12 protein-coding genes and 1 other annotated feature are annotated in these 11,999 nt (G+C 63.3%); of the genes, 4 read left to right on the forward strand and 8 right to left on the reverse strand.

Features of this window, described 5'->3' with window-relative positions; all coding sequences use genetic code 11:
* Positions 1 to 4: 4 nt before the first annotated feature.
* From hisH to hisL, 6 genes are all read right to left on the reverse strand, one after another.
* A complete protein-coding gene (gene hisH, locus C3F38_RS10455) occupies positions 5 to 595 on the reverse strand; it encodes an imidazole glycerol phosphate synthase subunit HisH (protein WP_103767463.1) in 591 nt (196 codons plus the stop codon).
* Positions 595 to 1,662, reverse strand: coding sequence for a bifunctional histidinol-phosphatase/imidazoleglycerol-phosphate dehydratase HisB (hisB, locus tag C3F38_RS10460; RefSeq protein WP_033637767.1), 1,068 nt, complete (start codon positions 1,660 to 1,662; stop codon positions 595 to 597). The genes hisH and hisB overlap by 1 nt, the downstream gene beginning before the upstream one ends.
* Positions 1,659 to 2,747: a histidinol-phosphate transaminase gene (gene hisC, locus C3F38_RS10465; protein ID WP_055316608.1), complete on the reverse strand. Its 1,089-nt coding sequence runs from the start codon at positions 2,745 to 2,747 to the stop codon at positions 1,659 to 1,661. The genes hisB and hisC overlap by 4 nt, the downstream gene beginning before the upstream one ends.
* Positions 2,744 to 4,051: a histidinol dehydrogenase gene (gene hisD, locus C3F38_RS10470; protein ID WP_055316611.1), complete on the reverse strand. Its 1,308-nt coding sequence runs from the start codon at positions 4,049 to 4,051 to the stop codon at positions 2,744 to 2,746. The genes hisC and hisD overlap by 4 nt, the downstream gene beginning before the upstream one ends.
* 4 nt (positions 4,052 to 4,055) lie before the next feature.
* Positions 4,056 to 4,955 carry an ATP phosphoribosyltransferase gene (gene hisG, locus C3F38_RS10475; RefSeq protein ID WP_004938793.1) on the reverse strand — a complete coding sequence of 300 codons (900 nt, stop codon included), beginning with the start codon at positions 4,953 to 4,955 and terminating at the stop codon, positions 4,056 to 4,058.
* A 71-nt stretch (positions 4,956 to 5,026) separates the two neighbouring features.
* Positions 5,027 to 5,153 (reverse strand) — a sequence feature (His leader region).
* A complete protein-coding gene (gene hisL, locus C3F38_RS10480) occupies positions 5,129 to 5,176 on the reverse strand; it encodes a his operon leader peptide (protein ID WP_100396937.1) in 48 nt (15 codons plus the stop codon). Its footprint overlaps the feature before it by 25 nt.
* Before the next feature lie 229 nt (positions 5,177 to 5,405).
* Here hisL and C3F38_RS10485 point away from each other — a divergent pair, with 229 nt between their 5' ends.
* Positions 5,406 to 6,230: an SDR family oxidoreductase gene (locus tag C3F38_RS10485; RefSeq protein WP_047728063.1), complete on the forward strand. Its 825-nt coding sequence runs from the start codon at positions 5,406 to 5,408 to the stop codon at positions 6,228 to 6,230.
* A 15-nt stretch (positions 6,231 to 6,245) separates the two neighbouring features.
* Here the strand turns inward: C3F38_RS10485 and C3F38_RS10490 are convergent, their stop codons facing one another.
* Positions 6,246 to 7,130: a LysR family transcriptional regulator gene (locus C3F38_RS10490; RefSeq protein ID WP_055316614.1), complete on the reverse strand. Its 885-nt coding sequence runs from the start codon at positions 7,128 to 7,130 to the stop codon at positions 6,246 to 6,248.
* A gap of 137 nt (positions 7,131 to 7,267) precedes the next feature.
* Between C3F38_RS10490 and C3F38_RS10495 the strand changes: the two genes are divergently transcribed.
* Positions 7,268 to 8,458, forward strand: a complete 1,191-nt coding sequence (locus C3F38_RS10495) for an MFS transporter (protein ID WP_080479020.1) — start codon at positions 7,268 to 7,270, stop codon at positions 8,456 to 8,458.
* Here the strand turns inward: C3F38_RS10495 and C3F38_RS10500 are convergent.
* Positions 8,449 to 9,354: a LysR family transcriptional regulator gene (locus C3F38_RS10500; protein ID WP_047728053.1), complete on the reverse strand. Its 906-nt coding sequence runs from the start codon at positions 9,352 to 9,354 to the stop codon at positions 8,449 to 8,451. The two genes, C3F38_RS10495 and C3F38_RS10500, sit on opposite strands and share 10 nt — an antisense overlap.
* A gap of 248 nt (positions 9,355 to 9,602) precedes the next feature.
* Here C3F38_RS10500 and speB point away from each other — a divergent pair, with 248 nt between their 5' ends.
* Together speB and C3F38_RS10510 are read left to right on the forward strand one after the other, a co-directional pair.
* Entirely contained in the window at positions 9,603 to 10,535 is a 933-nt protein-coding gene (gene speB, locus C3F38_RS10505; RefSeq protein WP_033637774.1) for an agmatinase, read from the forward strand.
* A gap of 77 nt (positions 10,536 to 10,612) precedes the next feature.
* Positions 10,613 to 11,998, forward strand: coding sequence for a sodium:solute symporter (locus C3F38_RS10510; protein ID WP_055316616.1), 1,386 nt, complete (start codon positions 10,613 to 10,615; stop codon positions 11,996 to 11,998).
* The last annotated feature ends 1 nt before the right edge of the window (position 11,999 follow it).

Here is an 11,999-nt window from a genome sequence, read left to right on the forward strand (position 1 = left end):
CTGCCTACATCTCCAGAAAGTTTTTCAACAGTTGCGCGCCGGCCGCTCCAGAACGTTCTGGATGAAACTGCACGCCGAAGAAGTTGTCTTTTTGCACGGCGGCGGTGAAGGGCTCGCCGTAGTTCGCCTGGGCGATGGTGCTGGGGCATATCGGCATCGCATAGCTGTGAACGAAATAGAAGTAGGCGCCGTCATCGATGCCGCGGAGCAGATGGTGGCCCGCCTGCGCGGACACCTGGTTCCAGCCCATGTGCGGCAGCGGCAGGCCGAAGTCGGTCATCTGCTTGACCGGCGTATCGATGAGGCCGAGCGTGGTCACGCCGCCGTTCTCTTCGCTGCTGGCCGCCAGCAGCTGCATGCCGAGGCAGATGCCCAGCACCGGCTGCGTGCAGGCCTTGATCAGTTCGATCAGATCGCGCTCGCGCAGTTGATCCATCGCCGCCTGTGCGGTGCCGACGCCCGGCAGGAACAGCTTGTCGGCGCGCAGCACGATCTCCGGATCGCGGCTCACCTCCGGCTGATAGCCCAGGCGCCGCACCGCGTAGGTGACGGAGGCCAGGTTGGCGCAGCCGGTATCCAAAATCACCACGTTCATCACAGCACTCCTTTCGAGCTCGGCAGGGTATTGCCCTCGACGCGGATCGCCTGGCGCAGCGTGCGGCCAAACACTTTGAACAGGCTCTCGACCCGGTGGTGGTCGTTTTTGCCCTTGGTCTTCAGGTGCAGCGTGCAGCCCATGGTATAGGAGAGCGAACGGAAGAAGTGCTCGACCATTTCGGTGCTGAGATCGCCGACGCGCTGATAGTTGAACTCGGCCTTGTACTCCAGGTGCGGGCGGCCGGAGATATCCAGCGCGCAGCGCGCCAGGCATTCGTCCATCGGCAACACGAAGCCGAAGCGGGCGATGCCGCGCTTGTCGCCGAGCGCCTTGTTCAGCGCTTCACCCAGCGCCAGGCCGGTGTCTTCCACCGTGTGGTGATCGTCGATATACAGATCGCCTTTGACGTCGATCTCCATGCGGAAGCCGCCGTGGGTGGCGATCTGATCCAGCATGTGATCGAAGAAGCCGACGCCGGTTTTGATCTTGCTGCCGCCTTCTCGATCCAGCCAGACGTTGACGTCGATCTGCGTCTCTTTGGTCACGCGATTAACCCGCGCGTGGCGATCGCGCAGGGTCAGCTGGCGCACGATCTCTTTCCAGCCCAGCACGCCGCGCTGGTAGCGCAGCCCCTGGATGCCCATGTTTTCTGCCAGCTGCACGTCGGTCGGCCGATCGCCGATCACGTAGCTGTGGGCGGCATTCAGCACGCCGGGTTCGAGGTAACCCTTCACCAGCGCGGTTTTCGGCTTGCGGCAGTCGCAGTTGTCCGCCGGCAGGTGCGGGCAGATCAGCACATCGGCGAACTGAATGCCCTGCGAGCTGAGGATCTGCATCATCAGGTTGTGCGGCGGATCGAAGGTTTCCTGCGGGAAACTGGCGGTGCCGAGCCCATCCTGATTGGTGATCATCACCAGCTGATACCCCGCCTGTTGCAGCGCCAGCAGGGAAGGGATCACGTCCGGCTCGAGCGCCAGCTTGTCCAGGCGGTCAACCTGGAAATCTTCCGGTGGCTCGGCGATCAGCGTGCCGTCACGATCGATAAAGAGGATTTTTTGGCTCACATTGGCTCCTGGCGAGTCTGGTTGGCGCCGGGCAGGGCGGACAAGGCGTCCACCACGCGTTGACATTCGTCGCGGGTGCCTATGGTGATGCGCAGGCAGCCGGACAACCCGGGCTGTTTGTTTTGGTCTCGTAAGATAATGCCCTGATCCCACAAGCTTTTAAACACATTACTTGAGGCGGTGAAGCGGGCCAGCAGGTAATTGCTGTCGCTGGCGAAAACCTGCTCGACGCAGGCGCATTTTTCCAGCTGTTGCTGCAGCCAGCTGCGGGTGGCGGCAATGTCGGTGACGCGCTGGCGCATGGTGCGGATACCTTCTTCGCTCAGCGCCTGTGCGGCGATATCCGCCACCGGCGTCGAAAGCGGGTAAGGCGCGATCACTTTCAGCAGCAGGGCGATCAGATCTTCATTGGCGAGCGTAAAGCCGCAGCGCAGGCCGGCCAGCGCGAAGGCCTTCGACAGCGTGCGCAGGATAGCCAGGTGCGGATAGTCGCTCAGCCACCCGGCCACGGAGGCCTGCGGGCAAAACTCGATATAGGCTTCGTCCACCGCGACGATCGCCTTGCCTTTGGCAAGCTCCAGCAGGCTGCGCAGAGAGTCCGGATCGATCAGGTTGCCGGTCGGGTTGTTCGGGCTGCAGACGTAGATCAGCTTCACGTTGTCCATGCTGTCTGCGATGGCCGGCAGATCCAGCTGCCAGTCCTCTTTGGCGGCTACGGTGCGGCGCTCCACGCCGAAGGTTTCGGCGCTGACGGCGTACATGCCGTAGGTCGGCGGGCAGAACAGAATGGCGTCTTTGCCCGGCTCGCAGAAGGCGCGGATCAGCAGCTCGATGCCTTCATCGGCGCCGCGGCTGACCAACACCTGCTCTTTCTTCACCCCGGCGTAGGCGGCGTAGCGTTCGATCACCAACGCCGGCTGGCACTCCGGATAGCGGTTGAAGGTCTGCGCGGTCAGCTGGAACTCGGGCGCGATCGGGTATTCGTTGGCGTTGAGCCACACGTCGCCCTTACCGCCGAGGCGGCGCGCCGATTGATAAGGGGTCAGCTCGCGAACGTTGGCGCGCGCCAGTTTTTCGATGCTCATGCTTGCTCCTTCAGGGCGGCGACGCGCAGGGTCACGGCGTTCTTGTGGGCGATCAGCTGCTCGGCGGCAGCCAGGGTCTCGATGGTGGCGGCCAGGTTGCTGAAGCCCTGCGGCGTCAGCTCCTGCACCGTCATGCGTTTTTGGAAATCGGCCAGCCCCAGGCTGGAGCAGGTGGCGGTGTAGCCGTAGGTCGGCAGCACGTGGTTGGTGCCGGAGGCGTAATCGCCGGCGGACTCCGGCGACCAGTCGCCGAGGAACACCGAACCGGCGCTGGTGATGCCGTCTACCAGCTCGCGCGCATTGCGGGTCTGAATGATCAGGTGCTCCGGGCCGTAGCGGTTGCTGATGGCCACGCACTCAGGCAGATCGCGCGCTACGATCAGGCGGCTGCTCGCCAGCGCCTGGCAGGCGGTCTCGGCGCGCGGCAGCTCGGCCAGCTGGCTTTCCACCGCTTCGGCCACTGCCTGCGCCATTGCCGCGTCCGGCGTCAGCAGGATCACCTGCGAATCCGGGCCGTGTTCGGCCTGCGACAGCAGATCGGAAGCGACGAACGCCGGGGTGGCGCCGGCGTCGGCGATCACCAGCACCTCCGAAGGTCCGGCCGGCATGTCGATGGCCGCGCCGTCGAGACGCTGGCTGACCTGCCGCTTGGCTTCGGTCACGAAGGCGTTGCCCGGTCCGAAGATTTTCGCCACGCGCGGCACGCTTTCGGTGCCGAACGCCAGGGCGGCGATCGCCTGCGCGCCCCCGACCTGAAACACTTCCTGCACGCCGCACAGCTGCGCCGCATACAGGATCTCATCGGCGATCGGCGGCGGCGAGCACAGCACCACCCGGCGGCAACCGGCGATGCGCGCCGGCGTCGCCAGCATCAGCACGGTGGAGAACAGCGGCGCCGACCCACCGGGAATATACAGGCCCACCGAGTCGATTGGGCGGGTCACCTGCTGGCAGCGCACGCCCGGCTGCGTTTCGACGTCCACCGGCGGCAGTCGCTGCGCGTTGTGGAAGGTGTCCACGTTGGCGACGGCCACCGCCATCGCCTGTTTGATGTCATCGCCCAGTCGGGCGCAGGCGGCGGCGATCTGCTCGGCGCTGACGCGCAGCGCGGCGACGTCCGCCTTGTCGAAACGGGCGCTGTAATCGCGCAGCGCCCGATCGCCGTTGGCCTTCACGTTGTCGAGGATCTCGCTCACCGTGCGGGTGATGCTGTCGGAAGCGGCGATTGCCGGGCGCATCAGCAGCTCGGCCTGGCGTTCGGCGCTGCACGTTGCCCAATCGATCGGCGTGTTGAAGGTCGACATGGCGTTACTCCATCATCTTTTCAATCGGCAGCACCAGAATCGAGCTGGCGCCGAGCGCTTTCAGTTTTTCCATGGTTTCCCAGAACAGGGTTTCGCTGCTCACCATGTGCATCGCCACGCGGTTCTGCGCGCCGGCCAGCGGCAGAATGGTCGGGCGCTCGGCGCCCGGCAGCAGCGCGACGATCTCGTCCAGCTTCTCGCTCGGCGCGTGCAGCATGATGTATTTGGATTCACGCGCCTGGATCACGCCCTGAATGCGGGTCATCAGGCGGTCGATCAGCTGCTGCTTGGCTTCCGGCATTTCGCCGTCGCGCTGAATCAGGCAGGCCTTGGAGCGGTAGATCACTTCCACTTCGCGCAGGCCGTTGGCCTCCAGCGTGGCGCCGGTAGAGACCAGATCGCAGATGGCGTCGGCCAGGCCGGCGCGCGGCGCCACTTCCACCGAGCCGTTCAGCAGGCAAGATTTAAAGCGCACGCCCTGCTTGTCGAGGTATTGCTTCAGCAGGTGCGGGTAAGACGTGGCGATGCGGGCGTCCTGCAGGCTTTGCGGGCCGGTATATTCGGCGTCGAGCGGGGTGGCCAGCGACAGGCGGCAGCCGCCGAAATCGAGGCGGCGCAGGGTGAAGTAGCGCGGGTCTTCGCCCTGAGCGCGGCGGCTGAGCAGCTCTTCTTCCAGCACGTTTTCGCCGATGATGCCCAGATCGACCACGCCGTCCATCACCAGGCCCGGAATGTCGTCGTCGCGCACGCGCAGGATATCGATCGGCATGTTTTCCGCGAAGGCGATCAGGCGCTGCTGCTGCAGGTTGATCTTGATGCCGCAGCGCGCCAGCAGCTCCTGGGATTCATCGCTCAGGCGGCCCGACTTCTGCATTGCGATCCGTAAACGTGTCTTGTCCAGCATGGTAACCTCTGTTTAATCTGTAATTTTATGAATTTATTGTAAAAACTATTCTTTTCTGTCTGTCCGGAGCCAAAAAAAAACCCTCGGAAGAAATCTTCCGAGGGCTCTCTCTTGCGTTCTGCGCGCCACTGGAAGATTAACAAACCGTCTTCCAGCACTCATCGCCTGAAAGACTAGTCAGGGTGATGGTGATGATGGTGGTTGAACTGAACGCGTGTCATGGTGTTTTTCTCTAATCAAAAGCCGGTAAAAACCGTATGCCAATTAAGCTAAACTATCCGCTGTCCACCGCGCAACCCTTTTTTAACGTCATAAATTTAATTTATTGAAACAGGTTAGGTTATTAGCCGCAGACGGCTTTACCTAACCTTAAGCCGGGCAGATTGTATCGCTGTGCGCAGTGGCGTAGCCTTAGGGGTAGGGCGCTGCGATCTTCAGGAGAGGAAGAGGATGAAAAAGGTAGCCATTATTGGTTTGGGTTGGCTGGGCATGCCGTTGGCGCTGTCGCTGATGGGCCGCGGGTATGATGTGGTCGGCAGCAAAACCACGCCGGATGGCGTCGAGGCCGCGCGCATGAGCGGCATCGAATGCTATCAACTGGAGCTGACGCCGGAGCTGGTGTGCGATCCGGACGATCTGGAATCGCTGCTGCGCGTGGATGCGCTGGTGGTGACGTTGCCCGCACGCCGCACTGTCGAAGGCAGCGAGAACTATTTCAATGCGGTGCGCATGCTGGTGGACAGCGCGATGGCCTTCGGCGTGCCGCGGGTAATCTTTACCAGTTCCACCTCGGTGTATGGCGAAACCGCTGGCACGCTGCGCGAAGAGTCGCCGCTGCGGCCGGTCTCGCCGTCGGGCCGGGTGCTGGCCGAGCTGGAGCGCTGGCTGCATGAATTGCCGAACACCTCGGTGGACATTCTGCGGCTGGCGGGGCTGGTGGGCGTCGATCGTCACCCCGGCCGTTTCCTGGCGGGCAAGCTCGATGTGAAGGGGGGGGCGCAGGGGGTGAATCTGGTGCACCAGGACGACGTCATCGCCGCCATCCAGCTGTTGCTGAAGCTGCCGAAGGGCGGTCACGTGTACAACCTGTGCGCGCCGCGTCATCCGGCCAAACGCGAATTTTATCCGGCGCTGGCCGAGCAGCTGCACCTGGAGCCGCCGCAGTTCGCCGACGAAGCGGAGCAGGATGAGCGGCTGGTGGACGGCAACCGCATCTGCAACGAGCTGGGTTTTGAGTACCAGTATCCCGATCCGGCGCGCATGCCGGTCAGTTAAGGCAGCATACGTCGTTTAAAGCGGGAAAAGGTGGCTCGTCACAAAGTCGACGAACAGCCTGATTTTGGCAGACAGGTGGCGGCCCGACGGCCAGAGGACATGAAAAACCATGTTCTCGCGGTCGTATTCATCCAGAACCGTCACCAGGCTGCCCTGTTCCAGCTGTCTGCGCACGGCGATCTCCGGCAAATAAGCGATGCCGAGCCCTTGTTCCGCGAAGCACACCTGCGGATCGAGGGTATTTGTCACCATGCTGGCCGGCCGTTCGGGGAGCATCTCCGTCTTGTCCCCCAGCGGCCAGACATCCAGTTTGCCGGTGCTGGGAAAGCGATAATGCAAACGGGCATGGCTTGTCAGATCCTCGGGCTTGCTCGGCATACCCGCTTTGTTGAAATAGCCCGGCGCGCCAACGAAAACCTTGCGGCAGGTGCCCAACCGGCGGGCAACCAGCCGTGAATCGCTCGGGGTTCCGCTGCGGATAACGGCATCGAAACCTTCCTCAATCACGTCAACCAACCGATCCGAATAATCAATATCCAGCTCGATCTCAGGATAGCGGCGCTTGAAGTCCCCCAGTTTTGGCATGAAAAGCGTGCCCAGCGACGGGAGACTGATGCGCAGCTTACCCTGGGGCATTCCCCGCGTTTGCAACAGTTCGGCTTCCGCGTCTTTCACCTCGCTCAAAATGCGTCGGCACCTTTCCAGGAACACGGCGCCTTCCGGCGTCAGGTTGACCGTGCGGGTGGAGCGGTGAAACAACCGCACGCTGAGCCGTTCCTCCAGCCGGGCGATGGTTTTGCTGACCGCCGACGCGGAGATCCCCAGCTGTTGCCCGGCCGCCGTGAAGCTGCGGCTTTCACTGACCCGCACGAAAACGTCGAGAGAACCCAAGCTTTCCATAGGCTTCCATTCTATTGATGACCTTTACGTCATGAGTGTTGTTCACTTTAGCCTGTTTTTCTTTTATCGGCGAGTGGGCAGCATGATGCAAACGTCATCCGCAATGGGCGGAAACATCTTTGAATGGGGAGTGATTGATGAATCAAACGACGATATCTGCGCCTGCCGGGAGCAGCGAACGGTTGCCGCTGGGGGGCCTGCTGGCGTTGGCGATGGCCGCTTTCATCACGCTGTTGACCGAGATCATGCCGGCGGGCGTGCTTTCTTCGATCGCGGGCGATTTGAAGGTGTCTGAAAGCCTGGCGGGGCAGTTCATCACCGCCTATGCGGTGGGGGCGTTGGTCGCCGCCATTCCGCTCACCGCATTGACGCAGGGCATGCGGCGCCGCCCCTTGCTCTTGAGTGCGATCTGCGGTTTTGCCATCGTCAACCTCGTCACGGCGCTGTCGCATGATTACCACGTCTCATTGGCGACGCGTTTCTTCGCCGGCGTTTTCGGCGGCATCGTTTGGTCCTTGCTGGCCGGTTACGCCGTGCGCATGTCACCGGCCCATCTTGGCGGCCGCGCTATTGCGATCTCCGGCGCCGGCGCCACCCTGGCGCTGGTGCTCGGCGTACCGCTCGGCACGTTGCTTGGCCGAGCCATCGGCTGGCAGGGCGCCTTTGGCCTGATGACGTTGATGGCGGTGATGCTCGTGGTGTGGATCATCGCCATCGTGCCGGATTTCCCCGGCCAGGCTAAGGCGCATCGCCCGTCTCTGAGCGGCGTATTCTTGCAATGCGGGATCCGCGCCGTGCTGTTCGTGGTGTTCACCTTCATCGTTGCCCACAACATTCTGTATATCTACCTGGAGCCTTTCCTCACGCCGTCGGGGTTATCCGAGCGGGTCGATATCGTGCTGTTTATCTTTGGGCTGGGGGCGATTGCCGGATTGGGCGTCGCCGGGATGCTGGTCGATCGGCGAGTCCAATCTCTTACGGTGATGAGCATCGTCATCTTTGCCCTCGCCGCCGTGTTGCTGGCAAGTGGGGGAAGGATAGCCCCGATGGTCTATCTCTCCGTCGCATTGTGGGGCGTGGCTTTCGGTGGCTTTGCCACCCTCACGCAGACGGCATTGTCACGCCTTTCCGGCCGCGCGGCCGACGTGGCGCAGTCCATGTATACGACGGGCTGGAATACCGCCGTGGCCGCCGGTGGCGCGATCGGTGGCATGCTGCTCGACAAGGGCGGAGCGGCCTCTTTTGCCTGGGCCATCATCGGGCTCCTCATCCTGTCTTTAACCGGCACGCTGTTTGCCATGAATCGGGCGCTGGCCTCTCAGCGATGAGGTGATTGGCGTGCGGCGCGCGCCAAATCCTCCAGCAGCGCGTTCAACGCCTCGTCGGGCTGGACAGGGCGGCTGACCAGGCTGAGCGTGGCGCGGTAAGAGAGCGCCGCGCCGCCCAGCTGCCGCAGCAGCCCCTGTTCCACCCAGCGCGCCGCGTAGTGGGTGGGCAGGTAGCCGAGACAGGAGCCGCTCAGCACCAGATGGGCGACGCTTTCCATATGATGGGCTACCGCAGCCAGGTGAGGCGGCGCGATCGGGCACAGCTGCTGCGCCAGCAGGTAGCCGCGCTTGACCCAGCGCGCGTTTTCAATCTGCTCGCGCTCCGGTTCTTCCACCGCGAACAGCGGGTGATCCGCACTGCAGTAGATCGCCTGCGTCTCCTCCAGCCATGGCTGATAACGCAACGCCTCCAACTGTTGGCCGAAGTAGCCGATGCCCAGATCGAGCTGCCGGTGCAGCAGCCCCTGCTCAATCTCGTTCGGTGAACAGATGCGGCACTGCAATTGCACGTCCTGATGTCGGCGCTGGAAGTGTTTGATGGCCTGGCTGAACGGGTTGCCCGGCAGCGAAACCAGATTATCCACCAGACCGATCTGCAGATCGCCGGTCAGCAGGCCGTTCAGCGACTGGCTGACCCGGGTGAAGTCGCGGGCGGCGTTGAACAGCGAGCGGCAGGCGATCAGCATGCGTTCGCCCTTGGGCGTCAGCCGGAAGCCGGAGCGGCCGCGTTGGCACAGGCGAAAACCCAGCCGGGTTTCCAGCGAGGCCAGGTGGGTGCTGATGGTGGATTGGTTCATCAGCAGCGTTTCCTGCGCGGCGCTGACGCCCTGGGCTTCTGCCACCGCGACGAACACCCGCAGCAGTTTCAGATCGATATCGCTTAGGTTGGTGAGCATTCCCCCTCCGCAGAACGTCGGCCGGTTAACCCATTTTTAACATCGAAGAAATAGGGGCGGCGCTGAAGATATGGCCTTCTTTATGGCATGAGGTGGAAATAAAAATCAATACTTCAATAAGTTAGTTGCATCGCGTTTTTCGATGTTTACATGCAAAAGCGGGAATGGTAGCCGGGATGGCCAACGGGGTAGTCTGCGAATGTTGCTCAAATGTTTCAATTCATCGCAGATCAAGACAAGGAAACGCCATGCTGAACCAACCCCAAAGCGGTAACGACATGCCGCGCTTTGCCGGTATTCCCACCATGATGCGCCTGCCCGCAGCCGATCAGGCGCACGGTCTGGATGCCGCCTTTGTCGGCATTCCGCTGGATATCGGTACCTCCAACCGCAGCGGCACCCGCTATGGCCCGCGCCAGATCCGCCAGGAGTCGGTGATGATCCGCCCTTACAACATGGGCACCGGCTCCGCCCCGTTCGAACGGCTGCAGGTGGCCGATCTGGGGGATGTCGCCATCAACCCTTACAGCCTGGCGGACAGCGTGCAGCGCATCGAGGCGGCTTACCACGAGATCCTGGCGCACGGCTGCATGCCGTTGACGCTCGGCGGCGACCACACGCTGACGCTGCCGGTGCTGCGCGCCGTCGCCCGTCGGCATGGCCCGGTCGGGCTGATCCACGTCGATGCGCATTCCGACACCAACGAGGAGATGTTCGGCGAACAGCTGGCGCACGGCACCACCTTCCGCCGCGCGTTCGAGGAGGGGCTGCTGGCACCCGAAAAAGTGGTGCAGATTGGCCTGCGCGGCAGCGGCTATGCGGCGGACGACTTCGACTGGTCACGCCGCCAGGGCTTCCGCGTGGTGCCGGCCGAGGCCTGCTGGCACCGATCGCTGACGCCGCTGATGGCGGAGATCCGCGAACAGATGGGCGATGCGCCGGTTTACCTCAGCTTCGATATCGACGGACTGGATCCGGCCTTCGCACCGGGCACCGGCACGCCGGAAGTCGGCGGGCTGTCGGTCTGGCAGGGGCTGGAAATCGTGCGCGGCTGCCATGGGCTGAACCTGGTGGGCGGCGACGTGGTGGAGGTGTCGCCACCTTACGATCGCTCCGGCAACACGGCGCTGCTGGCCGCCAACCTGCTGTTTGAAATGTTGTGCGTGCTGCCGGCCCGCTGAGGCCGGTGCGCTGACCCTACCGGCGGAGCGGTTGCGTCGGGGCCCCTGATAACAATAACAACGGAGTGGAGGTACCCATGAATCTCGATCTGCTGGTCGTGGTGTTTTACTTTCTGGTGATAGGCGCGGTGGGGTGGATGGGCATTCGCCGCGCCAATTCCAAAGAGGCGTATCTGGTCGCCGGGCGCAATCTGGGGCCGGGGCTGTATTTGGGCACGCTGTCGGCGGTGGTGCTCGGCGGCGCGTCGACCATCGGCAGCGTCAAACTCGGCTACACCTACGGCATCTCCGGCGTCTGGCTGTGCGGCGCGCTCGGGCTGGGCATCGTGGTGCTGAGCCTGGTGCTGGCCAAGCCGCTGCTCAAGCTGAAGCTGTATACCGTCAGCCAGGTGCTGTCGCGGCGCTATCACCCGGCCGCGCGGGTCACCAGCGGCGCGATCATGCTAGCGTATGACCTGATGGTGGCGGTGACCTCGATCATCGCCATCGGCAGCGTGATGCAGGTGATGTTCGGCCTGTCGTTCAGCGCGTCTATCCTGCTCGGCGGCGGGCTGGTGGTGCTGTATTCGACGCTGGGGGGGATGTGGTCGCTGACGCTGACCGACATCATTCAGTTCATCATCATGACCGTTGGCATGATGCTGGTGCTGATGCCGATGAGCATCGTCAAGGCCGGCGGCTGGGACGCCTTCACCAGCCTGCTGCCCGCCGGTTACTACCGGCTGTCGTCGATCGGGTTGGACACCATTCTGGTGTTCTTCCTGATCTACTTCTTCGGCATTCTGATCGGCCAGGACATTTGGCAGCGGGTATTTACCGCCCGCAGCGCTAACGTGGCGCGCTTCGCCGGGCTGGGGGCGGGCGTCTATTGCGTGCTGTACGGCGTGACCGGTGCGCTGATCGGCATGGCCGGCAAGATCGTGCTGCCGTCGCTCAGCAACACCGACGGCGCCTTCGCCGCCATCGCGCAGGCGGTGTTGCCGGTTGGCGTCAGCGGGCTGGTGGCCGCTGCGGCGTTGGCGGCGCTGATGTCCACCGCCAGCGCCTGCCTGCTGGCCTCTTCCACTATCGCGCTGGAGGACGTATTGCCGGCCATCCGGCGCAAACCTTCCGGCGGGTTGGCCGCCGGGCGCGTCACCACGCTTTTCATGGGCGCAGTCATGCTGGGGCTGGCGTTTGTGGTACGCGACGTGATGGCGGCGCTGACGCTGGCCTATAACCTGCTGGTGGGCGGCATGCTGATCCCGCTGGTGGGGGCGATCTTCTGGCCGCGCGCCACCAGCGCCGGCGCCATTGCCAGCATGCTGACCGGCAGCCTGTGTGTGGTGGGGTTGATGGCCTGGCACGGCATCGACGCCAACAGCCCAATCTACGGCGGCCTGCTGGGCGGCGGCGTCGCCTTCGTGCTGGGCAGCCTGCTGAGCCGCCCGGCGCCGCAGCTGCAGGCCCAAACCGAGCGTTGAA

The sequence above is a fragment of the Serratia sp. SSNIH1 genome (genome assembly GCF_002935055.1).
In the GTDB taxonomy this organism is placed as follows: domain Bacteria; phylum Pseudomonadota; class Gammaproteobacteria; order Enterobacterales; family Enterobacteriaceae; genus Serratia; species Serratia nevei.

Excerpts from the sequence above, each read along its gene's own strand:
- hisH (WP_103767463.1), bottom strand. The coding sequence starts at position 595 with ATGAACGTGGTGATTTTGGATACCGGCTGCGCCAACCTGGCCTCCGTC.
- hisC (WP_055316608.1), bottom strand. The coding sequence starts at position 2,747 with ATGAGCATCGAAAAACTGGCGCGCGCCAACGTTCGCGAGCTGACCCCT.
- hisD (WP_055316611.1), bottom strand. The coding sequence starts at position 4,051 with ATGTCGACCTTCAACACGCCGATCGATTGGGCAACGTGCAGCGCCGAA.
- hisG (WP_004938793.1), bottom strand. The coding sequence starts at position 4,955 with ATGCTGGACAAGACACGTTTACGGATCGCAATGCAGAAGTCGGGCCGC.
- C3F38_RS10485 (WP_047728063.1), top strand. The coding sequence starts at position 5,406 with ATGAAAAAGGTAGCCATTATTGGTTTGGGTTGGCTGGGCATGCCGTTG.
- C3F38_RS10490 (WP_055316614.1), bottom strand. The coding sequence starts at position 7,130 with ATGGAAAGCTTGGGTTCTCTCGACGTTTTCGTGCGGGTCAGTGAAAGC.
- C3F38_RS10495 (WP_080479020.1), top strand. The coding sequence starts at position 7,268 with ATGAATCAAACGACGATATCTGCGCCTGCCGGGAGCAGCGAACGGTTG.
- C3F38_RS10500 (WP_047728053.1), bottom strand. The coding sequence starts at position 9,354 with ATGCTCACCAACCTAAGCGATATCGATCTGAAACTGCTGCGGGTGTTC.
- speB (WP_033637774.1), top strand. The coding sequence starts at position 9,603 with ATGCTGAACCAACCCCAAAGCGGTAACGACATGCCGCGCTTTGCCGGT.
- C3F38_RS10510 (WP_055316616.1), top strand. The coding sequence starts at position 10,613 with ATGAATCTCGATCTGCTGGTCGTGGTGTTTTACTTTCTGGTGATAGGC.